Consider the following 21,681-nt stretch of genomic DNA (forward strand, 5'->3'; position numbering starts at 1 on the left):
CGGTCTGTTCGTGGTGCATCGATCACCAACTTCTCCGCTCAGTCAGTATTCGCAACGCTCCAAACGTTGCTTTCAGACCGGCCAGATGCGATTTCATGTCCCAAATACCGAGGTGAATAATCCAGGTAATATTGAAATTTGCGTCCGAGCACTGACGAATATGTTTGAAGGTTGTGATGGGATGTTTTCTGAATTTGCGGAGTACGAGGCCGAAGAACGTAAATATTATTGAGACTAGTATGGTATGTTGCTTAAGTACGTACAAACGATAACCGACGGGTACGGTGCACATAGGTAACGGACTGGGAATCAAATAAATCGTAACCACGATTAACCGCCGTCTCAATTGTTACGCAAGTCTGTCGCATGAGTGGTGTGGGTAATTAACCTTGGCATGACGGCGTTTAGACAAACAAAGTATTCATCACAGACGAAGTCGCATCAATATAAATAACAGCAATTTCAAGATCTCGATATGTGACGAAACTGTTCGTTGTGATGTGCGTTTTCGATTGCTACTATAAATATAGTAATGGCCTGATGATGGTGCGTGGGGGATGCGAAAAGGGTGAACAAATGAAATCAATTGGTCGGAGGTTCGCAGTGCTTTTGTTATCAGCACTGATTGCAGTGATTTTGCCGGCAGGCTACTTCTTAATTGACTTCTTTATCCTACGAGCACCTTTAGCAGATGCCAGACAGAGCTTTCTAATTGGATTCGGCCTGTTCTTTGTGGTCACGCTTGTTCAGATGATTCGAATGGCAATGAAGAAGGATTAAGTTGGCTTTTAAGTGGGGATGGCTGCAAAGAATATAGCGGCTACATTTGTGAGAAGCCATTCTTGAGGATAGTGGAAATTTTGACGGATTCAGCAATACAACAAGAACAAAAAAGGAGCCGCGCTGTGCGGCTCCTTTTCATGTTAAGTCGGGTCTCGTCTCAGTCGCGAACCGGCATCTTCTCTAAGAAACTGTAAAACTGGCGCTTGTCTGAGAAATCCGCCATGTACTGGCCGTTGAAGCCAGCCTTAGCGCCGATCCAAGCCAATTCGTCGATCAGGTTTTCTTGCGGCGTCGGGAATGTGATCTTACCGTTGCTTGCTTTGATGCGGATATAATTCACGAGCCGATTGATCAGCGCTTCCGGATTTTTGGCGGTGTCGAGCTTCTGGTAGACCTGACGCAATACATCTGTGATGTCTAATAATTGCGGCGACTGATCCGGGCGCTGGGCCAGCAATGCGGATAACGCTGTAATGGTTTGTTTTGCTGAAGTAGTCGTTTGCTTTTGTGATTTGGTTGACATCTATCTCACCTCGCCTTCAGCGTAGGCGTGCCTCTACTACAATGCAAGCAACACCAGCAGATCCGAGCCGCAACCAACCGTTGCCCCGTTATTCAGTTGACAATGTTGCGGTAGCTTTGTAGCCTTGGCTGATGGGGAGTGACGTAAAATGTTGAAGATGGGTAAATTGATCCAAGAACAGCGGCAGCACTGTGGGTTATCGCAGAGTGACTTGGCCGCGCAGTTGCACGTTACCCGGCAGGCGGTGTCTAAGTGGGAGAACGACCAAAGTTATCCCGATGTCGACATGCTGGTGCAGCTGGCACAGATTTTTCAGTGCGACGTGCGGGTGTTGTTGGGGTTGAAACAGAAGATGCAGTGGCGCGGCCTGTTTCGCTGGCGTGCTGAAGACAAAGAGATCAAGTGGTACGCCGGTGGTGGTGAACGGCGACGACTGGCGATCTCGTTGCTGATTGATATCATCGCGGTGTTGCCGCCGGAACAAGCGTCGCTGAAGGCGTTGCTGGCCCAACAATATCAGCGCCTGATGACCGACGGCACGTCGACGCCTTATGTGCTGATGTCGTTAAACATGAAGGTGGCGTCACTGATGCACCGTGAGCATTTTGTCTTACCGACGAAAGCTGAAGCGCGGTATCAACAGCTGTTGCGGCTGTCGAATATTCGTTACAGGTGACCATACTGGAAATATTTCCCGGGAAAAGTTACCTGACCACTAAAAACCGCTCCAGCCTTTCGGGGTCTGAACGTATTTTAGCAATGTCAATAGCGCTTGCGGCATGTGGGAATGATGCGCGCGGGCAAAGCTTGATACTAGTGGCAGAAAGTCGTTGCGATAATCATAGTAGTCGCGCTGATGTAAGGCGTCATCACCGATGCGTGTCAAGAGCGCCATCAACTCAGGTGTCTGCGCGATCTCGGGATCGGCCATTGCCTCGGAGACTAAGTTTGCAATCTGCTCGTAGTCGGTTTTTGCTGTCAAAACGTTTTCCCTCCTTTACATCCGTTCGATTATAGCATCGTTTCACTCCGATGAAGTCATCTTTGGTAATCGTGCTGTTTGTTCAGATAAACGTGGTTGTGTTGATACCAGTTTTGCGGTTACATTAAAGTATCATCAGCTATGGAGGAAAATGATGGGTGCGATTCCGACGCTTCTCTACTTTGCGATAACGTTTCCCCTCTATGGGTTATGGCTTGCGATCTTGGCGCGCATGATGTTCGGCAAATTGGCATGGCGCTTCATTTTATTCTGGTCGCTACTGGCCGGAGTGCTGTCGACGTGCTTTTCAACCTTGGGCGAGCTGTTATTTGGGTTGATCTTGACGCTTTACCTTATTCACCATCGACGAAGCGCAGACACGTTTTGGGTCTTTGTCATGATGGATCTGAATTTGATCATCATCAATATTGGATCGATCATTCTAGAATTTGGCAAGGTCTGGTATCCCCACACGGTTATGACGGTCTTCGTCGTGGTCAGAGTGGGGATCATTGTTGCCTTAGTCGGCTTGACGTTTTGGCTGCTGTCCAAGCAGACCCTCTGGCTCGAGAGGCTCTATGATGCCGTCAACAACAGTGCGCCAATCTGGAAAATGGGTTTGATCTACACTGGCATGATCTGCTTGATGTTATATGTGTTTGAATTCATCTTCACGATCATCGATACCAAGCCGGTGACCGAGGCCTTCGTTCTCGGGATCTTTATCCTTTCGATCTTGCTCAGTGTGCTTTCGCTCGCCTTTGCTTTGCGGGCGTATCGAGACCAGACGCGGTTGCGTTATCTCAAAGCAAGCGAAGCCGCGCGGGAAGAATATTACGCCAATCTCGAAGTGCAACAGACGCGAACCAGACAGGTCTTGCATGATTATAAGAATATTCTTGCCGCGATCCGGTTTTCACTTGCGCATGATCCAGATGCGACCGGAACGCAGTCGACAGATACGCTGATCATGCAAGCACAGGCACAATTAGCGAGTCAGCAACCCGACGCGGCATCACTCGCTGCAATCGCCTGTAGTCCGCTGCGAAGCCTGATCTATCTCAAATGGACCGCCGCGTTGAACCAAGGCGTGCAGATGAACCTGGAAACTAAGGGAAAACAGATTCTCGCTTCACATCCAGACGTGCTGGCGATCGTTAGGATCGTGGGGATTCTGATCGATAACGCACTTGAAGCGACAGTTGCCGATCAAAAGCATGATTTTAGCGTATTGATCGCCGCAGAAGCGCAACAAAGCGTTGAAATCACGGTGATCAACACGGTGCCGGCGACGTTCAAGCTGGCGCAACTCAACCAGGCTGGCTACACGACCAAAGGTGTAGGCCACGGCAATGGTTTGATGATCATCAAGCAACTGCTTGCGACTCATCACGAATTGAAGCTTCGCAAGCATCTACAGGCGAAAAAGCTTGAAATCTCGCTGTTTATCGAAGGGGTTGCTGATGCTTAATATTTATCTACTAGAAGATTACCAGCCATTTTTAACTTTTTTGACGAAAAGTGTCCAAAACGTGCTGATGGTTGAAGCGCTCACCGCAATCAATTTAGTCGCTGAAACCGATCCTCGCCGCTTGATCGCGCAGATCGACGTCGATGCGTTAGACACGTCGTTGTTTTTCTTAGATATTGAGATCTCCGCCTCATCAGAAGACGGCGTGATGGTTGCAGACTGGATCAGGACGCGGTCGGCGACGGCTGAGATCGTGTTCGTGACCAGTCACGCGGAAGCGGCGTTGCAGATCCTGACGCATCAAATCGCGCCGTTGGATCTGATTCCAAAGACCGAAGACGCTGATGCAGTCGTGGCCCGGATCCACGCAGATGTTGTGGCGGTACACAAGCGCCAGGTCGATCGCCAGCTGCATACGCCACGGTTGTTTAGCTATGGCCTCGGTTCGCGCGTCTTCTCGATTCCGTTGGCTGAGCTTGAATACATCCAGACCGTGCCGGGAGCGCCTGGAGAGCTGAAGGTGCACTCCCAACAAGAAACGGCTACCTTTAGCGGGAATCTCAACCAAATCGAAGCTAAATTTCCCATGCTTTTCCGGTGTCACAAAAGCACGCTGATCAATCCCAAGCAGGTTCAGTCTCTGGATGCTAAGCAGCGTTTCGTCTATTTTAGCGGCGGGGCTAGAGTGGAAGTGAGTTATAGAAAACTCGCCGGACTGCGGAAGTTGTTACTGGCTTAGGAGCCGGTTGTGCCGATCGATTCGAGCCGACGTTCATGCAACAATTCGCGACGTTAACAAGAATTACTGCTATCTCAGCGGTCATGCGATAAGCTAAACTTGTGGAGGTGATTTCTGTGTCGAAGTACATTGTTGCACTGATTTTTTTGGTTGGAGCGATCTGGCAGTTTTTTGTCACATACAGAACGGTGCGGTTCATCAAAAATGAGGGCGATCACGCCACGTCTGCGTTTTCGCCTTTGGGGTTGTGGTTTTCCGCGCTGTTTGGCGGGTTAATGTTGCTGGCAAGTATTTTGATCGTGACGGGTGTGCTTTGATAGCTGCAGCGGGTAAGCCATTGGTGGGGAGAACATGATGTATCTTAGATTTGGAACAGGCGAAGCACTACTGGTTGTCGCCGGTGGGGTCATGCTGGGCTTGGATATTGCAACCGGCCAGGCTTGGTGGGGTTACCTCGTTTCGATCATCGCCTTGATGGTTGCCTTTTACGGCGGCCTTTTGACCCGCAAACGGTAATTTCACAAGAAGGAGTCTTCACGATGGCAAAAATCACGGCTTTAGATCTCGAACAACACCTGTCACAAGCGATGAGCGCGACTGACTTATCAACGGAAGAAGTTAATATTTTCAAAACGGCCACCCGCGAATTGGCCAACAATAAAGACGACACCCACGTTGCGGATCAACTTAAAATGAGACTTTCGTTATTGGCGGCACAACAGCGATTATCCACTGAAGGCGTCGCGTTATTAAGTTGGCTTGTTAAAGCGTATCCCAGAGGAGGGGCACAGCGGGGAATGGGGCTAACGCATTTATAACCAGCCTTGCTGGCGCTAGCGTTATCGTCTACAAATTGCTCTTTGCAACTTATGGTTGCGAAATTGCCTCTGTTATTTGGTGGTGCGATTGCTAGCCATCTGGCACAATAAGGGCATGGAGGTGGCGATGATGTTTAAGGATAACCTGGTTGCATTGAGGAAGAAGGCCGGCGTGTCACAAGAGCAGTTGGCCAACGAGTTGGGGATCAGCCGGCAGTCAGTTTCTAAGTACGAATTAGGTACTGCTGAGCCGGATTTAACTCGCTTGCATCTCTTGAAGGAATTCTTTGGCGTTTCGTATGATGCGTTACTTGGGGATGACGGCGAGGCCGGGGTCAAGGTGGCAAACGCCGCTAGTGGGTGGATAACGATCAAATCGGCTGTTGATGGTGCAGTTGCACAGTTAGGCAGTTTTCGCGTTGTAATGACCAGCGGTTTTGGGCACAAGAAGGCGCAAGCGGCAATATTAGGTTATTCTGCAACGGCAGGCAGCCTCTTTGGCAAGGAGACGTTTTTGCTTGGCTATTACGCGACTAAGCAAGATGCAGATAAAGAAATAGACGCGATCCAGGTCGCCATTCAGCAAAGGGTAGCAACATACCAGCTACAATATTGCCTACAAAACGTTAAAGCTGGCTTACTTGGCTTACTGAGATTCTTCACGGGGTAAGATGATGTGCTTAATATTTGGCTACTGTGTCATCTTAAGACAGGAGGATATCAATCATGTCCAATCTAATGCGAGAATACCATATCAAACTCGCTGATTCTGAAAGCGAAGAAAATTTGCGTGCCGTTCTATTTGGTTATGATCGCTTGATCGATGACTTATTCGCCAAAATCAAAGAATTAGAGCCGAGTTTTGATACGCCTTCTTGGTATATCAAACATTTCCAGCTCTCGCATGATCAAGATGGCGAGATCTTTATGCACATGTATCAAAGTGACGGGTCGGTACATGACAACGCAGTTTGGTTGCAAGCGTGGTTTGCGCACAACGTTTATGAAGTGCCTTTTGAGATGGCGGAACGGATAACGCGGTCATATTTGCAAATGATCCGCGATGCGAAGAATTATAAGCACACAGAACGTTCCTGAAGTTTATCGAGGATCAGCATGTCTCGCTTAGGAAACATGCATGCTATAATTGCTTTATAGAAAAAGACCAGCATGCGACAACATGCTGGTCCAGCAGACCGTAAAACTCCTGCCACGAAGTTTACTTACGGTCTTTTTTTTATGCTCACGGTGACAAAAATGTTCGTTGTGATACGCTTTCATAGATGATATCCTCGCTATGGTAATGGTTTCTGGGTGGCGTTATTTCCCAATGGAGGGATAATCGATGAAAGTCGTGAAACTAGTTCTTGGCATCATGTCATTGATTGCTGGCTTCATGTTGGGCTGGGGGACGCTGATCAGCTTAATGTTTGTCCTCGCGGTGGCGCAAGGGGTGACGAGCATTGTGATCGGCGTGATTGCAACAGTCGTCTTTGTTGCGGCCGGGGTCCTGATGATCAAGAGTCGCAAGGCGTTCCACTTGAAACTCGAAGGAACGGCGGTTGGCTTGTTGGCAGCGTTGTTCATCCTGGCGGTGTTGGTGCATAAGCTGTACGTCGACTTGTACCTGCAAGCTGGGGTGTTACTCGTGTTGTTTGCGATCGTGGTTGGTATCGAGATGGCGCGGCAAAAACGCCTCCCGGAATAGCTGGTAAGGACTGTCGTTTTGGATGAGAAATACCGGGCGGTTGATTTGATCGTAGAAAAAATGATGTGCGTGAACACATCGTTGACCGCATTCGACGCAGAAGTATTTCCCAGGTGAAGTCGTTGTCAAAACACTTTGACAGTGCGCTTTTTAGTCATGTCAGCTCAATGCGGTGGTATGCTGAAGTTATTCCTGAGACGATACGACTGGAGAGATACCAAATGAACCTTAGCAAGCAGATTCAACACTATCGCAAAGCCCGTAGTTACTCACAGGAGGCACTGGCCAAGAAACTCTATGTCTCACGCCAAACCGTTTCTAACTGGGAGACCGGTCATAGCTATCCTGATCTTGAGAATCTGTTGCTGTTAAGTACGTTGTTTGATGTCTCTCTAGACGAACTAGTCAAAGGAGATGTCTTGATGATGAAAAACGCAGTGGCACGCGCACAGATGTGGCGGTGGGGCTATGTATTGAGTGGTGCGATTTTGTTGTTGCCGATCGGCTTGGCTGCGATCGCTGTCTTTCGTGGTAACGTGTGGCTGTACGCGATATATGGGATCATTTTGGTGGCTTTGAGTATTGCGAGTTGGCGAAGTGAGGTACTGAAGCGACGTAACCATGTGCAGACTTTTGCCGAGGTGTTGGCGTTCATGAACAATGAATCACATCATGACGCACCCATCAAGCGCCATTCTGATCGCATGAATAAGGTGTTGGTTGTTTGTGGTATTGTTGGCTACTATGTGGTCATGCTCTTCGCCAATACGTGGTTCTTCCATCTGTTTAAGTGAAGGCGTGTTGAACAAAGAAGTGGATCGCCAAGCGTCAAAGTTGCCAGTTGCACCGCTTCCTCGCTATCATTAAGGTAGAAAGGAGCGATGCCACATGATGCCAACTAGAGAAGATATGAAAAGCACGATCGCTGCCGTGCCAAAGAAGACTTGGAAGATTATGGGCGGAGCGTTGCTGTTCGGATTGATCATGCGCTTGGCGACAAGCGTGAGTCGCAAGCGTTAATGGCTGTACCAGACTAAGATGCCAACGCCTCTGTCACCTGACCCAGTTTGTGGGAAAGGCGGCAGAGGTGTTTGTTTTGGCAAAAAGGCGTGAACTTTTCGCCAAGCGGCTATCGAAGGGTGAACTTTAGCGACTTTTCGGGAAATGGCATACGACAAATATAAAAATTGGCGCGGGAATCGGCGCCAAGCCGCTTGGTGTAGCGATTCTCACGCGACGACTGAATTGGAAGCACCAATTTAAAAATTTGTCGTGTGTCGTTTTCCGGAAAAATGGTGTTTTCGCTGACTTTTTCACGGCATTGCGAAATTAATGTGGGCAGTGCCGATTCGTTGGCGATTTGCAGAAGGGCACCGTTTTTCTGCATACACGTCAAAACGGCGCCGGCATCGTTCACAGATGCTGGCGCCGTTGGGTTAAGTGTTTTACGGAATGGCGATGCCTACCAGAAATAAGAACCAGAAGAGCCCGGCGCCGATCGTGAGGATCCCGATGCCACCGAGTACGATCTTCCAAGGCTTCGCCAAGTGCGCTTTGATGCTGGCTAGGATCAACACGACACCGACAAGGACCAATAAGATGGCGATGATGACTCATGAGACAACAAGCGTCGACATGATTCTCCTCCTTATGTTGTGTGCGGGCTGACTACCACGTGCCGCTGGCGGCGATCAAGCCATAGGCCAAAGCCTGATGCCGTAACGCCTTAGCATCGACGTCGCGATAATAATCGTGCAACGTCCCATATAAGGCGCGTCCGGCTGGTGGCAAGGTCATCGGCCGGAAGCCTCGCAGGTTGTAAAGCGCTAGGTATAAGGCTAGCCGCGTCTTCGCCATGGGTTCTCCGTTGGCTAAGGCCTGGGCGTGTTCGAGCAAAATCTGATGGTACTGTTGGCTGAGCGGGTTCGTATATTCTTCATTATAGGCAGTGTCGATCAGATCAAAAATTGCTTGGGTGTCGTTATCCATGGGCGTTCCTCCTGTATGGCCATGATATTAGGCCATGTTAGATGGGGATGCAACAGAGATGACAGAACTGTTAGGTGGTGTGTTGTGGCACAATGATCCCGACCCTTGTATTCTCAACAGGCACCGCTTACAATTTGGTTAAGCGAACATAGATTGCGCGTTTGCTGATCGAAACAATACTGGAGGGATCTTTTTGGCAAGTAAGACGGATTTAGAACGAATCGTCAATGATGCGTCGCAGATCGCCGTGGCGACCTTGACCGAAGACGGCACGGCGCCTGATGTGCGGATCGTGTTAGGGGTCTACGACAAGGCCGACGACCTGGTGTTGTTCATGTCCAGCGGTAAGGCGGAAAAAGCGGCAGAAATTGCTGCACACCAGCAGGCGTCTTTTGCGACACCGCAGTTTGGGCAAAACGACGTGATGCGCGTGCGCAAAGCGACCGTGACCAAGATCACAGCAGCTAGCCTTGTATAACAACAAGTATCCGCAAACCGCCAAATACGCGGCACATTCTGATTTCTTTGCCTTGGCCTTTGATGAGGCCGAGGTGACGATCGGTGGTGCGGCAGCCACGGTCGAAATTAACTAGTGTGCAGACAAAAACCGGCAAGAGACGCGCGTCTCTTGCCGGTTTGTTTTAGTCGTTATCAGTTGGCAGCGTCGGCTTGCCGAAGTAGTAGCCCTGATAATAGTGGATCCCGAGGCTGGCGGCGAAGGTCAGATCGTCTTGATCCTCGATGCCTTCCAAGATGAAGTCGATGTTGGCTTTTTTGGCGGTGTTCGCCCAGAAGGTCACGCGTTCGTGGATGCGCGGGGTGGTTTCGTGTTTGCGAAGGTTTTGCATGGCGAACTTGACCCCGTCGATGTAAGGCAGGACTTTTTGGACCAGCTCGTAAGAATTGTCCGAACCTACGTCATCGATGAAAACGCGGATGCCAGCGCTACGGTAGATCGCTGTGACGCGACGGACCGTTGCGAGATCAGGCACCGTGGTGATCTCAACGACCAGTTGTTGCGGGCCATAGGTGGCATTGGCAAATCCGGCCAGCGCGTTGGCGATGCTCGTGTCTGCAAACTGCCCAGGCGTCAAGTTGATGTTGACGCGCTTCAAGGAACTGTTGGCGAGGACTTGCGTGATCAAAGCCACCTGCTTGTCGACATGGATATCGAAGTGTTCGGGAAGGTGCCAGTGTTCGCCGTCTTGTTGACGCAACAACAGTTCCGCGCCCCAAGTCTTGGTGGCGTCTGCTGACGCGTGCACGATCGGCTGGGCGAAGTAGGTGAGCACAGGCTCTGTGCCAGTCGCCTTCACGCCGCTGCCGTACATCTGGTTGCGGCCGTGTTGCTTGCTGACCCGCAGGTTATCATCAGCACGCGTGAAGGCTGAGTCGATGCTGGCATCTTCTTGTTGGGCGATCGTCAGCCCGGCCGACAAGGTGAGCCCGGCGGAACCGCCGTTGACCGGAAAATGTTTGTTAGCGACGGCTTGTAGGCAATCGCCGACGACGGCCGCGGCTTCTTCGGCGGTGGCGCCTAAAAACCCCAGGGTGAATTCTTCACCACCAGAGCGATACAGGCGGGCGGTAACGCCGGCTTTGCGCACCACTGCTTGGATCACATCGGCGATCGCCAGCAAAACGACGTTGCCGGCCAAGTAGCCGTAGTGTTGGTTGAACGCGCTGAAGCGATCGACGTCGATGGCGGCGACCACCATTTTTTGATGGGTGACCTGAGCGAGATCAAACATCTTGGCGATGTCGCTTTGGTTGTGCGCCAGTACGGACGTGGCAGTCATCTGGTCGTATGCGGCGACGCGTTGCATCTTGGCGGTGTTGGCGTCGGCGGTAACGGTCAGACGGATATAGGCTTGAACGGCTAGCCCTAAGATCACATAAGCGCTGAGTTCTCGCACCCACCACCACGCGTCAAATATTCGCGGTCGGGAGATGTAGATCCCGACGATGCCGGCGATGCCCAAGGCAATCATCCCCACATTATCCCACGCTCGTCGCTGCTGCATGGTGTGCCGGATCACGATCAATCCGCACAACACCCCCGCCCAGATGAGGAAGACGATCACGACTTGCGGGCTGAACGGCCGCGCATAGCGCATTAAATAAAAGGCGCAACACAGCTCTTGAATAATGATCGTCACCCAGTCGCCAGTGCGTACGGCGATGACGTAAAGGCTGACGAGCATCAGGTTCAAAAACGCCCAATGAAGCCCAAAGACATGCATCTGCGGATCGACGCGGTATTGGAAGTCTTGAAGGATATACAACACCCACAGATAAACTAACCCTGCGACGCGGACGATGCCGGTACGATGAGCCACAATGAGTGGATTCACCGCGCGGTCGTTGACCCAGTACAACAGGGATGTCATCCCTAGCGCCAGGAAAATACTAAATATTAATGTTGTGGTGTACGAAACACCAATCATCCAAGCCGACATGTGCTTGCCTCTTTTACGTCTAAATTATGAAAGTACAATAGGAGATAAGTATAACTAAAAATATTTTAATAAACAATGGTATTGACACCCGCTTGCTTGGATTATGCGCATCGTTACAGGGATGCATTAGCAATCAAAAAAATTGCCGAGACTAAAAAATAGACACCGCTTCCAACTCGTGCAATAATTTAATCAGGCGTTGGGTAGGGGTATCTATTGACCGGTCCTCCAAATATCCCTTGTTTCCCCAGCACACCAGTGAGACCAGCCGCAGCCTTCTGATCCTGGAAGGTTGGATCTCCAATTCCAGTACATCGATGACTTGAACGGCCGGATACGAAGCTACGGCCAATTCACAGGTCTGAACGGTTGAACGGCCACTTGGTGACAAGTGAAGCATGACTAAGGTCGCGCTCCGAAACGCGTTGCCCCAGAAAGCTCGACTGCGACAGCGCGGAGCCTTCCGCAACGTCGCCGGCCTAGCTTCCAAGCGTAGGCGTTGCAGTACTTTCGAGAAGCAGAGCGCACAGCCGGTACTACAGGCTTGGCGGTGCTCGACCACTCTCGTAATTGCATATAACCGGGTAACGACCCGCACCAAATCCACGTTCGGCAGGGGCTGAAACGTGGATTTGGTGCGGCGTCGATTTCCGGAGGGCTTATCAACAATAAATAACTTGCTAACGATTATTTGAGTTGTCCTGAACGGATCCGTCCAAGAAGCAAAAGCGTGCCTGAAACTTTTTTTGCAGGTATGCGCCGACCTTGTGAAAGGAGCAATCATGCAGATCGTGGGTCTGATTTTGATAATTGCCGTTGTGTGGACGCTGTTTTGCTTACTGTTGGCGCTAGTCCGCAAATTTTGGCGACATCTGCGCCATCGAAAGGCCGTCGACTTTTGGGAAGACTTCTGGTGGCTGTGGCTGGAAGCGTTGAACCCGCTCAATTACCTTTAATAAATCGATCGCAGACAATAAAATGACCGTCAACCACGATTGGTTGGCGGCCATTTTTTTGTTAGGCGAAGTCCTCTCCGTCGGCGATCGCCGCCAGTAGATGACGTGATGGAATGAAGAACACCTCGCCGCTGACTGGTGTGGAAAAGTCCAGCAGGCGATCGGAGTTGCTGAACATGCCTTCAAGCATCCGCTTGGTGACGGTCCAGTGCCGCGCGTAGCCGATGAAATACGTGCCGTTGACGCCTTTGGCAGGATCGCTGTAAGGCACGTTCATGCGCACGATCTTATGTTCGACGCCGCCTTCGTTGTCTTGGGAGACGACATTGTGGGCGTTAGGGGCCTTCTCTTCGTCTTCGAGTTCAACGTCGGAAAACTTTTTGCGGCCGATGGCGGCTTCTTGCTGTTCGGTTTTGAGTTTGTTCCACGCTTCTAAGTTGTGATCGTATTTTTGGGCGAATGCATACGAGCCGTTGATGAACGTCGGGTCCTCGTCGCCGATCACCGCATAATCCGGGGTGTCTAAGGCACTGGGGTTTTCGGTGCCGTCGACAAAGCCGATGATCGCGCGGCCTTCAAAATAGCGGAAGCCGTGGGTCTCGTCAACGACCTGCACATGGTCGCGGATCCGATCCATCACCTGACTCATCAGCTCGAAGGTGACCGCAGAGTTTTTCGCGCGGACGTGGAAGAACAGGTCTGCAGGGGTCGCCGGCGCGGTATATTTTGGTCCCACGACCGGCTGGAATTCTTCAAGTTCTGCCGGTCGTGGCTGTGCAGGAAACAGGTAGTCCCAGGCGTTGCGTGAAAGCCCGAACGCAACGGCCAAGCCGCTGTCAGGGTAGCGCACGTTCAGCGATGATTCGAAGGCGGGCAAGCGTTCCGCCAGGTCTTGGATCGCCGCGAGGTCTGCGGCGTGGTCTTGGCGCAATAAGTTCATCGTGGCGAAAATGATGTTGTCCCCGGCGTCTTTATACACGGCTTGAACATCTCGTAAATCGATTGGCATGAGATCCATCTCCTTATTGATATTGATTCTAGTATAGGCGCTATCTGCGGCGAGCGGGTGCAACTTTAGTAAGAATCTTTAGAAAGATAAGGCGCAATGCGCATCTTTATTTAGAAGTCAGTGATGATATCTTTGAAAATTGTTGTCAGAGACGGTGGCACAATTCGAGCCCTCCGCCAGACAGGTAGAGGTTATTTGGGCAGGAATGGTAGCGTTGAGTGTCTTTGAATCTTGAACAACCGAATCGCTGACAAGTAGAATTGACACCTCGATATCAAAATAATCTAATATTCTTGTTCCCAAAAGTATAGTATTTTTTAAAATACTAGCTTTTAACAATAATTCCATAAAAATTAAAAGTTTTTTGTATTTCTGGCAAATTTTGGTGTTTGCCAAATGATATACTCGTCGCATCAACGGGATTGTATACCCCGTAAAGCATTCACACATTCCGTGTATGTACAAAAATAAGGAGGAGTATGATGAAAGCAGGTTCGAAACATAACTCTGTCAGGGTAAACACTGATCAGAAGATCCATTATAAAATGTTCAAAGATGGTAAGATGTGGGTATTTACTGGGTTAATGACGACCTTCTTCACCGTCTTGCCGTTTTTACAAGGGAATATTGTTAGCGCTGATACGACTGCCAATGGGGACGCAGCGACGTACGTTAACAAATCTGATTCCGGCGCGGCCAGCGGCGCCTCGAATACGGCGGTGCTCCAGACAAAAGCTGCCGCAAAACCGACTGCTGAAGCTGAGAGCACACCGACTAAGGCTCAGCTTGATATTAACGGCGCTCAGGCGACGCGTGGCGACAATGGCGTGGTGACGGTCACAGGGACGACCGCCGCCAACGCCGAAGTCACTGCGACGACCGCTGATGGTGCCGCTCAGACCGTGGTCGCCAATGCCAACGGTCAATTTAGTGTGACGTTGGCGACCACCGGTACGGTCGTGTTAAAGGCGTCTTTGACCGGCCAAACTGGCGAACCGACCGCCGTTGTGGTACCGACGGCGTCGGCTGCCACCAAGGAAGAAACGCCAGCACCGGCTGCTGCCCCTGTTGCGACAACGCCGGCCGCTAAAGCCGAGACGACCGAAGCAACAACCACGGCTACTAGCACGCCTGTTGCACCAAAGGCGCCGACTGCTGCTACCACCCAGAAGTCTGAGACTGCAGCGACGGTTGACGTTAATGCTGGCGAAGCAACAGCAGAGACGCCGGCACCTGTTGTGGATGCAGAGCCTGTGGTAGAAGCGAGTGTTCAAGACGCAATCAGTCCTGCAACGCCAACGCAGACGGCGGCTGTCAAACCGGCGGCGACTGTCGATCCGCTGGCGGCACCGGTGGAAACGACTGATGAGACGCAACTGACAGATAACATCATCACACTGGTCGACCCTAGCAATGACGAATTAGAAGCTGCGAAGGCGCTGGCTGCAGAAGCGTTTAAGAAGACCGGCATCACGCAAACGATCCAAGCGGTAGCCGCTGGGTCGGTGGCGGATTCGATTTTCCCAAGTACCGACGTGACGGTATCGACCGCGAGTGGTCAAGGTGAGAATGCTTCTAATCCATTGCCAAGCGGTGATTATACTGAGGCCGAGTCCGAGGCGGACACGACAATCGTTGTCAATGGGGCCAACAACTCCAATGCGAAATTTACTGGGTCTGACCTTTATGCTCAGATTTTGATTCCAGAAGGGATCGACGTTTCAAGCACTGGGACGAGCGATGTGACCTTCAATATCGATCCGTACGCAGTGCTAGCATCGGTAATGAATTCTAATCCCGGCGTGTATAACGATGCCACGGCAGAAAGTGTCAAGAACACTTTGACATCGTCTAACGATCAGCACCTTGACCCAGTCCCGACTGAACCTCTTGAAGCAACCGCGACACAAAGTAAGGTCGACGGTGGCACATTGATTACCGTTGATATCGCGAATATCGATAACCTCCTTGATCATCTACACACGGTGTTCCAAGGTGCTGTTGACCAGATCGTTGCGAAGTACCAGACAGTGCCGCTTGTCAGCACGATATTTGGAATTGGCGCAGCCGCTAAGCTAGGTGGCTGGTTTGTTGGCTGGGATGTTGGTGGTGATCCTGCTAAGTTCTTGTCAGAAGCGCTTAAAGATGGCATTTTGGCCAACATGATCGTAACCGCTGACGCGACGTTGAGTGTCGAAAAAGGCACCAACGTTGCCGGTGTCGCCCCAGATGCAGGCGCTCAGCCGGTGCCGATCAAAGGGGTGTTTACGACTGCCAAAACCGCCACTGATTTTGGTACGGGCTCGGGTTCTGCGGATCTTTATTACATCAATGAAGGCAACAGTACGCCTGATGAACCAGATACCACCCCGACGACAGACGGCTTCCCAGTTACTTACAAGTATTTGGACGAAAATGGGACGGAGATTCCTAACTCAGCAAAGACTGCTCATGTCGCAAAAGATGGCGAAATTGACTTCAATCCATTGGATCCGCCTAGTGGGTATACTTTTGATCCAGCAAAGACGACGCTTGATGTTGGGTCAGTGATTGCCAATGAGATTCAAAGTTCTTTTAGCGGTGCCAAAGATTTCGATAGTTTAAATAGTTCGTTGAAGAATATAGGGTTGACCAACCCGAACCAATACACTGATTATGGCAGTGATGAGCTGACGATCACTTACAAAGGCGCCAAAGTCGAGCAAAAGAAATATCAGGCCTGGCTCGAATTTGTTGATGAAGACGGTAATGTGATACAACAGCGTCGATCTTTAGGGCTACAACCTGCAGGTCAAGGTGTGAAGACTGTCGACATCGACGTGACGATCGATAACTATACGTTGATCGGTGAAAACCCGATCGCAGTACACTATGTCTTCACGGATGTGCCTGACCAAACTGTTACTTTGACGTACAAAAAGAATGATGCCGGTGGTACCGGAACGCCTGACCAGACCACAACGGGCACCGTTAAGGTCAAATTAGTGGATACCGATGGTAAGGTCGTTACCAATGACGCCGGTCAGTCCGAGTTGTCTTATAGCGGGACTATTGGCGATCCAATCGTAGTTCCGGACGAAGCTAAGAAAGTCACTGGTCGTTCGATAACCGGTGGCGGTGACGGTACGCTCAATAAGATCTATACCAAGAATCCACAAGAACTGAAGATCACTTACACGCCAGCGCCAGCGCCGGCTACTACCGGTACGATTGACATTTACTTAGTGGATAAAAACGGTGATCCGGTTAAGAATAAGAGTGGCCAGTCTAAAATTCCCTTTAGTGGTAAGATCGGCACCCAAATAGATACGAAAGGGATCGATAAGGAGGTTGACGGTTACCACATCGCTGCCGGCGATGACGGTACCGCAAAGACGCTCACCATTACTGCTGATCCGCAAGTAGTGAAAATCATATACACGAAAACGCCGGCTACTACCGGTATGATCACCGTTAAATTAGTGGATAAAAACGGTGATCCGGTTAAGAATAAGAGTGGCCAGTCCTCTTATGAGATTCCTGGTGAAATTGGCAGCCAAGCAAATACGACAGTAGTCGATAAGGAGGTTGACGGTTACCACATCGCAGCCGGCGATGACGGTACGGCAAAGCCGCTCACCATTACTGCTGGTGCACAGACAGTCAAAATCACCTACACCAAAGATGGTGCGCGTGTTTACACGCCAGATGATCCAGGCACCTTCAAGGGTGGCGATCCAACACAAGTCTACCAACGTTATTTGATCGGTAGACTGACGAATCGTGTTGTGTACAAAGGTGATATTGCAGAGCTCCCAGAACAGCACGATTTTGACGACGAATCCGTCACGGTTTACCGCACCGCTACAGTCGCAGAGGATGGCAGCATTGTGTACACGCCTTGGACAACGGACCCTTCAGGCCTTGGTGGTAGTGATGACACAACTTTGCTGGCAGGCATTCCAGATGATGCAACGCACGTTCCAGTCGTTGCTGGTGCTAAAGCGACGATCGATGCAGAAACCAATCAGGCAATCAGCTCAGATGACTTGCCACTGGTTACAAAAACCAAGGGTAATATCGACGCGACTAGCGGCAGCACGATTGGCTCCAAAGCCTATAACCAGTTTACGGTGACGCGTACAGTCAACTATACCTCTGATGAGCCAAAGCCTGAATGGCATGACGCGCCGTCTGACAAGACTGATGATCACTACGCTGAAACGCACAAGACGCTTAACATTAAGATCGTCGCGAATAAAGATTCGCAGACGACCACTCAAGCGACGCAGCACGTCACATTCACGCGCAAATACCAAATCGACGCCAACCATCCAGACCAAGGTGTCATCGATTACGGCGAATGGATCGCTGATAGTGATACCAATGGCGGATTTATGTATGACGATACCGATGTGTTAAAGGCATCTTACACGCCAACACCATTCGATCACTATACCGTGACGCCAACCACCGTCGATAAGTCGACGCTGGATGACCAACAAAAAACGGTTGGGGATGAAATTACCGCAACGGCTGCTGATACGAAAGACGCAGACAATGAAATCACCGTTACCGTCAATTATGAACCAACAGCCGTTGATCGCATTGAACACCCAGCTCCACCTGAAGAAGATAACGCGCACTATAATGAAACTCACAAGCAACTGACTGTTACCGTCCAAGCGGTCCAACCAGATGGCACGACTAAAAACATTGGCACGCAGACGCTGGACTTTACGCGCACGTATTTCACAGACGGTAACGCAACTGGTGACGATGCGGACAAGACGATCGATTTAGGAACGTGGAAGCAAGCGGAACCGTTTGCCTCGGTCACACCTGACGCGATTGATGGATTTACGGCAGATCCAGCCGAAGTGACTGATGCTGCAGTTGATACCAAAGGTGACACCATCAAGCAAGCGGCCACAGATTTTGCCGCACAAAAAGATGATGAAGATGGCAGCATCACGGTCAATGTGACCTATTCCAAGGTGGTAGAAGGAACAGGGACTGTTCACTATGTCTATCAAAATGTGGGTGGCATCGAACTGCAACCGCCTGTAACCGTTAGTGGTCCAGAAGGCACAGATTACTCCACTCAATATAAGATCCCAGACAAATTGAATAATGATGGCAAAGACTTGCCTGATGCAGGCGGAACGCTTGATACCAGCATCCTGTATTACTATGCGACTGCTGACATCAATGGTGGTCAGATCAATAGCTTACCGGATAATGGTTCAGCCGATTCAGCCTTTAAGACAGACGGCCAAGACATCTGGGTTATTTATGTTGCCAAGCCAAAAGCAAGTGCTGCGGATACAGTTACTGCTGAGGAAATCGAAGGTGACGCTGAGCATCCAAATGGCGGGACCAGGATTACCGTTAAGCATGTTGACGGTAGCCCCGACACCGTAACAACGGTATGGAATGGTAATGACGGGGCAACACCAGTGATCAGCCCAACCGGAAAAGATAACGGTGATGGCACGACCACTTATGACGTCACGGTCAATGGGAATTCAGCGGGGACGATCACGATCCCGAATGGTAAAGACGGCGCGGATGCGAAGACCCCATTAGTTCGCGACGGCAAAGACGGCCAGATCGAATTCTACCTTCCAGGGACCAAGGACGATGGCAGCGATGATACCGTCTTAGGATCGATCGAACCGCCAAAGGATGGAGACACGATCACGGCAACGCCAGTTGCTGGCGACGATACTCATCCAAATGGTGGGACCAAGATCACTGTTAAGCATGGTGATGGCAGTGACGACACCGTAACGACAGTATGGAATGGTAATGACGGGGCAACACCAGTGATCAGCCCAACCGGAAAAGATAACGGTGATGGTACGACCACGTATGACGTCACGGTCAATGGAAATTCAGCGGGGACGATCACGATCCCGAATGGTAAAGACGGCGCGGATGCGAAGACCCCATTAGTTCGCGACGGCAAAGACGGTCAGATCGAATTCTACCTTCCAGGGACCAAGGACGATGGCAGCGATGATACCGTCTTAGGATCGATCGAACCGCCAAAGGATGGAGACACGATCACGGCAACGCCAGTTGCTGGCGACGATACTCATCCAAATGGTGGGACCAAGATCACTGTTAAGCATGGTGATGGCAGTGACGACACCGTAACGACGGTATGGAATGGTGATGACGGTACAGATGGTGCAAGTGCGTTTGATATCTGGAAAGCCGCAGATCCAGATCGTAAGGATGCAACCGAAGGTGATTTCCTGGCATCGCTGCAAGGTGATGATGGGAAGAGTGCCTACGAATTGTGGGAAGCACAAGATGGCAACGACGGGAAGAGCGAAGCAGACTTCCTGAACAGCCTGAAGGGCACAAATGGTACCAACGGTAAGAGTGCATTTGAAATTTGGAGTACACTGCCAGGGAACGAAAACAAGACTGAGGCACAATTCATTGAGAGTTTGAAGGGTGCGACCGGTGCCAAAGGTGCCGATGGTACCGATGGCGTAAGTGCGTTCGACATTTGGAAAGTCGCAGATCCAGATCGTAAGGATGCAACCGAAGGTGATTTCCTAGCATCGCTGCAAGGCGATGATGGGAAGAGTGCCTACGAATTGTGGGAAGCACAAGATGGCAACGACGGGAAGAGCGAAGCAGACTTCCTGAACAGCCTGAAGGGCACAAATGGTACTAACGGTAAGAGTGCATTTGAAATTTGGAGTACACTACCAGGAAACGAAAACAAGACTGAGGCACAATTCATTGAGAGTTTGAAGGGTGCGACTGGTGCCAAAGGTGCGGATGGTGCAAGTGCGTTCGACATTTGGAAAGCCGCAAATCCGGATCGTAAGGATGCAACCGAAGGTGATTTCCTAGCATCGCTGCAAGGTGATGATGGGAAGAGTGCCTACGAATTGTGGGAAGCACAAGATGGCAACGACGGGAAGAGCGAAGCAGACTTCCTGAACAGCTTGAAGGGCACAAATGGTACTAACGGTAAGAGTGCATTTGAAATTTGGAGTACACTACCAGGAAACGAAAACAAGACTGAGGCACAATTCATTGAGAGTTTGAAGGGTGCGACTGGTGCCAAAGGTGCGGATGGTGCAAGTGCGTTCGACATTTGGAAAGCCGCAAATCCGGATCGTAAGGATGCAACCGAAGGTGATTTCCTAGCATCGCTGCAAGGTGATGATGGGAAGAGTGCCTACGAATTGTGGGAAGCACAAGATGGCAACGACGGGAAGAGCGAAGCAGACTTCCTGAACAGCCTGAAGGGCACAAATGGTACCAACGGTAAGAGTGCATTCGAAATTTGGAGTACACTGCCAGGAAACGAAAACAAGACTGAGGCACAATTCATTGAGAGTTTGAAGGGTGCGACCGGTGCCAAAGGTGCGGATGGTACTAACGGTACTGACGGTGCAAGTGCGTTCGATATCTGGAAAGCCGCAGATCCAGATCGTAAAGATGCAACCGAAGGTGATTTCCTGGCATCGCTGCAAGGTGGTGATGGGAAGAGTGCCTACGAAGTATGGGAAGCACAAGATGGCAACGACGGGAAGAGCGAAGCAGACTTCCTGAACAGCCTGAAGGGCACAAATGGTACCAACGGTAAGAGTGCATTTGAAATTTGGAGTACACTGCCAGGGAACGAAAATAAGACTGAAGCAGAATTCATTGAGAGTTTGAAGGGTGCCAAAGGCGCTGATGGTACTAACGGCGCGAGTGCGTACGATGCCTGGAAGAAGACGCCAGAAGCAGTAGACCTGAACGGCGACGGAGATGTCGATGAAAAGGACTTTGTAATCAGCATCAAGGGTGATACCGGCGATGATGGCTACAGCGCATGGTTGAAGATTCCGGCAACGGAAGACATCAACGGAGACGGCAGCATCGATGACAAGGATAAGGATCTGAACAAAGACGGGAGCGTCGATGGGAACGACTTTATCCAAGCCATCAAGGGTGATACCGGCGACAGCGGCTACAGTGCATGGTTAAAGACTCCGGCAACGGAAGACCTTAACAACGATGGTTCAATTGATGACAAGGATAAAGATCTGACCGGAGACGGCAAAGTCGATGAGAATGACTTTATCAAGGATATCAAGGGTGCCGACGGCGCCAGCGCGTATGAAGTTTGGAAGAATGGTAAAGACGCGAAGGATCTAAACAACGACAATACCATCGATGAAGCAGACTACGCGATCGCAATCAAAGGTGATACCGGCGATGATGGCTACAGCGCATGGTTGAAGATTC

Annotated in this window: 24 protein-coding genes; 17 read left to right on the forward strand and 7 right to left on the reverse strand. The window is 50.6% G+C overall.

Going from position 1 to position 21,681, the window contains the following annotated elements:
- Together ACYVRB_RS12345 and ACYVRB_RS12350 are read left to right on the forward strand one after the other, a co-directional pair.
- Positions 1 to 232: hypothetical protein (locus tag ACYVRB_RS12345; protein ID WP_461215741.1), on the forward strand; the 232-nt coding region annotated here is incomplete at its 5' end.
- Between the two features lie 245 nt (positions 233 to 477).
- Positions 478 to 780 (forward strand): hypothetical protein, encoded by a 303-nt coding sequence (locus tag ACYVRB_RS12350; RefSeq protein ID WP_461215743.1) that lies wholly within the window; start codon positions 478 to 480, stop codon positions 778 to 780.
- 160 nt (positions 781 to 940) lie between these two features.
- On the opposite strand, the gene ACYVRB_RS12355 is transcribed toward ACYVRB_RS12350, so the two are convergent.
- Positions 941 to 1,306: a bacteriocin immunity protein gene (locus tag ACYVRB_RS12355; RefSeq protein WP_461215744.1), complete on the reverse strand. Its 366-nt coding sequence runs from the start codon at positions 1,304 to 1,306 to the stop codon at positions 941 to 943.
- Between the two features lie 148 nt (positions 1,307 to 1,454).
- On the opposite strand from ACYVRB_RS12355, the gene ACYVRB_RS12360 reads away from it, so the two are divergent.
- On the forward strand, positions 1,455 to 1,982 hold the full coding sequence (locus ACYVRB_RS12360; RefSeq protein ID WP_461215745.1) for a helix-turn-helix domain-containing protein: 528 nt from the start codon (positions 1,455 to 1,457) through the stop codon (positions 1,980 to 1,982).
- 39 nt (positions 1,983 to 2,021) lie between these two features.
- Here ACYVRB_RS12360 and ACYVRB_RS12365 read toward each other — a convergent pair whose 3' ends face one another.
- On the reverse strand, positions 2,022 to 2,288 hold the full coding sequence (locus tag ACYVRB_RS12365; RefSeq protein WP_461215747.1) for a bacteriocin immunity protein: 267 nt from the start codon (positions 2,286 to 2,288) through the stop codon (positions 2,022 to 2,024).
- A gap of 151 nt (positions 2,289 to 2,439) precedes the next feature.
- Between ACYVRB_RS12365 and ACYVRB_RS12370 the strand changes: the two genes are divergently transcribed.
- From ACYVRB_RS12370 to ACYVRB_RS12415, 10 genes are all read left to right on the forward strand, one after another.
- Positions 2,440 to 3,759 carry a GHKL domain-containing protein gene (locus ACYVRB_RS12370; protein ID WP_461215749.1) on the forward strand — a complete coding sequence of 440 codons (1,320 nt, stop codon included), beginning with the start codon at positions 2,440 to 2,442 and terminating at the stop codon, positions 3,757 to 3,759.
- On the forward strand, positions 3,752 to 4,498 hold the full coding sequence (locus tag ACYVRB_RS12375) for a LytR/AlgR family response regulator transcription factor (protein WP_461215751.1): 747 nt from the start codon (positions 3,752 to 3,754) through the stop codon (positions 4,496 to 4,498). The genes ACYVRB_RS12370 and ACYVRB_RS12375 overlap by 8 nt, the downstream gene beginning before the upstream one ends.
- 116 nt (positions 4,499 to 4,614) lie before the next feature.
- Positions 4,615 to 4,815, forward strand: coding sequence for a hypothetical protein (locus ACYVRB_RS12380; RefSeq protein ID WP_461215753.1), 201 nt, complete (start codon positions 4,615 to 4,617; stop codon positions 4,813 to 4,815).
- Between the two features lie 34 nt (positions 4,816 to 4,849).
- Positions 4,850 to 5,014 carry a hypothetical protein gene (locus ACYVRB_RS12385; protein WP_461215755.1) on the forward strand — a complete coding sequence of 55 codons (165 nt, stop codon included), beginning with the start codon at positions 4,850 to 4,852 and terminating at the stop codon, positions 5,012 to 5,014.
- A gap of 23 nt (positions 5,015 to 5,037) precedes the next feature.
- Positions 5,038 to 5,316, forward strand: a complete 279-nt coding sequence (locus ACYVRB_RS12390) for a hypothetical protein (protein WP_461215757.1) — start codon at positions 5,038 to 5,040, stop codon at positions 5,314 to 5,316.
- Between the two features lie 127 nt (positions 5,317 to 5,443).
- Positions 5,444 to 5,986 carry a helix-turn-helix domain-containing protein gene (locus ACYVRB_RS12395; RefSeq protein ID WP_461215758.1) on the forward strand — a complete coding sequence of 181 codons (543 nt, stop codon included), beginning with the start codon at positions 5,444 to 5,446 and terminating at the stop codon, positions 5,984 to 5,986.
- A 56-nt stretch (positions 5,987 to 6,042) separates the two neighbouring features.
- A complete protein-coding gene (locus ACYVRB_RS12400; protein ID WP_461215760.1) occupies positions 6,043 to 6,414 on the forward strand; it encodes a hypothetical protein in 372 nt (123 codons plus the stop codon).
- 247 nt (positions 6,415 to 6,661) lie between these two features.
- Complete coding sequence (locus ACYVRB_RS12405; protein WP_461215762.1) at positions 6,662 to 7,024, forward strand: hypothetical protein; 363 nt, start codon at positions 6,662 to 6,664, stop codon at positions 7,022 to 7,024.
- A 221-nt stretch (positions 7,025 to 7,245) separates the two neighbouring features.
- On the forward strand, positions 7,246 to 7,818 hold the full coding sequence (locus tag ACYVRB_RS12410) for a helix-turn-helix transcriptional regulator (protein WP_461215764.1): 573 nt from the start codon (positions 7,246 to 7,248) through the stop codon (positions 7,816 to 7,818).
- 94 nt (positions 7,819 to 7,912) lie between these two features.
- Positions 7,913 to 8,044, forward strand: coding sequence for a hypothetical protein (locus tag ACYVRB_RS12415; RefSeq protein ID WP_461215765.1), 132 nt, complete (start codon positions 7,913 to 7,915; stop codon positions 8,042 to 8,044).
- Between the two features lie 109 nt (positions 8,045 to 8,153).
- Here ACYVRB_RS12415 and ACYVRB_RS12420 read toward each other — a convergent pair whose 3' ends face one another.
- From ACYVRB_RS12420 to ACYVRB_RS12430, 3 genes are all read right to left on the reverse strand, one after another.
- On the reverse strand, positions 8,154 to 8,441 hold the full coding sequence (locus ACYVRB_RS12420; RefSeq protein ID WP_461215767.1) for a hypothetical protein: 288 nt from the start codon (positions 8,439 to 8,441) through the stop codon (positions 8,154 to 8,156).
- 28 nt (positions 8,442 to 8,469) lie between these two features.
- Entirely contained in the window at positions 8,470 to 8,598 is a 129-nt protein-coding gene (locus tag ACYVRB_RS12425) for a hypothetical protein (protein ID WP_461215768.1), read from the reverse strand.
- Positions 8,599 to 8,692: 94 nt separating this feature from the next.
- The gene (locus ACYVRB_RS12430; protein WP_461215770.1) at positions 8,693 to 9,013 is read right to left on the reverse strand and encodes a bacteriocin immunity protein; all 321 of its coding nucleotides are present in this window, start codon (positions 9,011 to 9,013) and stop codon (positions 8,693 to 8,695) included.
- A 193-nt stretch (positions 9,014 to 9,206) separates the two neighbouring features.
- Between ACYVRB_RS12430 and ACYVRB_RS12435 the strand changes: the two genes are divergently transcribed.
- Together ACYVRB_RS12435 and ACYVRB_RS12440 are read left to right on the forward strand one after the other, a co-directional pair.
- Positions 9,207 to 9,491 carry a hypothetical protein gene (locus tag ACYVRB_RS12435; protein WP_461215771.1) on the forward strand — a complete coding sequence of 95 codons (285 nt, stop codon included), beginning with the start codon at positions 9,207 to 9,209 and terminating at the stop codon, positions 9,489 to 9,491.
- Positions 9,484 to 9,606 carry a hypothetical protein gene (locus tag ACYVRB_RS12440; protein WP_461215773.1) on the forward strand — a complete coding sequence of 41 codons (123 nt, stop codon included), beginning with the start codon at positions 9,484 to 9,486 and terminating at the stop codon, positions 9,604 to 9,606. The genes ACYVRB_RS12435 and ACYVRB_RS12440 overlap by 8 nt, the downstream gene beginning before the upstream one ends.
- 48 nt (positions 9,607 to 9,654) lie before the next feature.
- On the opposite strand, the gene ACYVRB_RS12445 is transcribed toward ACYVRB_RS12440, so the two are convergent.
- Positions 9,655 to 11,472 carry an EAL domain-containing protein gene (locus ACYVRB_RS12445; protein ID WP_461215774.1) on the reverse strand — a complete coding sequence of 606 codons (1,818 nt, stop codon included), beginning with the start codon at positions 11,470 to 11,472 and terminating at the stop codon, positions 9,655 to 9,657.
- A gap of 782 nt (positions 11,473 to 12,254) precedes the next feature.
- Between ACYVRB_RS12445 and ACYVRB_RS12450 the strand changes: the two genes are divergently transcribed.
- The gene (locus ACYVRB_RS12450; RefSeq protein ID WP_461215775.1) at positions 12,255 to 12,428 is read left to right on the forward strand and encodes a hypothetical protein; all 174 of its coding nucleotides are present in this window, start codon (positions 12,255 to 12,257) and stop codon (positions 12,426 to 12,428) included.
- 61 nt (positions 12,429 to 12,489) lie between these two features.
- On the opposite strand, the gene ACYVRB_RS12455 is transcribed toward ACYVRB_RS12450, so the two are convergent.
- Positions 12,490 to 13,437 carry a Dyp-type peroxidase gene (locus ACYVRB_RS12455; protein ID WP_461215776.1) on the reverse strand — a complete coding sequence of 316 codons (948 nt, stop codon included), beginning with the start codon at positions 13,435 to 13,437 and terminating at the stop codon, positions 12,490 to 12,492.
- 482 nt (positions 13,438 to 13,919) lie between these two features.
- Between ACYVRB_RS12455 and ACYVRB_RS12460 the strand changes: the two genes are divergently transcribed.
- On the forward strand, positions 13,920 to 21,681 hold a 7,762-nt coding region (locus ACYVRB_RS12460; protein WP_461215778.1), incomplete at its 3' end, for a MucBP domain-containing protein.

The organism is Lacticaseibacillus boliensis (genome assembly GCF_054784775.1).

What these genes read in the sequence shown, in the direction of transcription:
- ACYVRB_RS12355 (WP_461215744.1), bottom strand. Translation starts at nt 1,306, where the DNA reads ATGTCAACCAAATCACAAAAGCAAACGACTACTTCAGCAAAACAAACC.
- ACYVRB_RS12360 (WP_461215745.1), top strand. Translation starts at nt 1,455, where the DNA reads ATGTTGAAGATGGGTAAATTGATCCAAGAACAGCGGCAGCACTGTGGG.
- ACYVRB_RS12370 (WP_461215749.1), top strand. Translation starts at nt 2,440, where the DNA reads ATGATGGGTGCGATTCCGACGCTTCTCTACTTTGCGATAACGTTTCCC.
- ACYVRB_RS12375 (WP_461215751.1), top strand. Translation starts at nt 3,752, where the DNA reads ATGCTTAATATTTATCTACTAGAAGATTACCAGCCATTTTTAACTTTT.
- ACYVRB_RS12385 (WP_461215755.1), top strand. Translation starts at nt 4,850, where the DNA reads ATGATGTATCTTAGATTTGGAACAGGCGAAGCACTACTGGTTGTCGCC.
- ACYVRB_RS12390 (WP_461215757.1), top strand. Translation starts at nt 5,038, where the DNA reads ATGGCAAAAATCACGGCTTTAGATCTCGAACAACACCTGTCACAAGCG.
- ACYVRB_RS12395 (WP_461215758.1), top strand. Translation starts at nt 5,444, where the DNA reads ATGATGTTTAAGGATAACCTGGTTGCATTGAGGAAGAAGGCCGGCGTG.
- ACYVRB_RS12400 (WP_461215760.1), top strand. Translation starts at nt 6,043, where the DNA reads ATGTCCAATCTAATGCGAGAATACCATATCAAACTCGCTGATTCTGAA.
- ACYVRB_RS12405 (WP_461215762.1), top strand. Translation starts at nt 6,662, where the DNA reads ATGAAAGTCGTGAAACTAGTTCTTGGCATCATGTCATTGATTGCTGGC.
- ACYVRB_RS12410 (WP_461215764.1), top strand. Translation starts at nt 7,246, where the DNA reads ATGAACCTTAGCAAGCAGATTCAACACTATCGCAAAGCCCGTAGTTAC.
- ACYVRB_RS12415 (WP_461215765.1), top strand. Translation starts at nt 7,913, where the DNA reads ATGATGCCAACTAGAGAAGATATGAAAAGCACGATCGCTGCCGTGCCA.
- ACYVRB_RS12430 (WP_461215770.1), bottom strand. Translation starts at nt 9,013, where the DNA reads ATGGATAACGACACCCAAGCAATTTTTGATCTGATCGACACTGCCTAT.
- ACYVRB_RS12445 (WP_461215774.1), bottom strand. Translation starts at nt 11,472, where the DNA reads ATGTCGGCTTGGATGATTGGTGTTTCGTACACCACAACATTAATATTT.
- ACYVRB_RS12450 (WP_461215775.1), top strand. Translation starts at nt 12,255, where the DNA reads ATGCAGATCGTGGGTCTGATTTTGATAATTGCCGTTGTGTGGACGCTG.
- ACYVRB_RS12455 (WP_461215776.1), bottom strand. Translation starts at nt 13,437, where the DNA reads ATGCCAATCGATTTACGAGATGTTCAAGCCGTGTATAAAGACGCCGGG.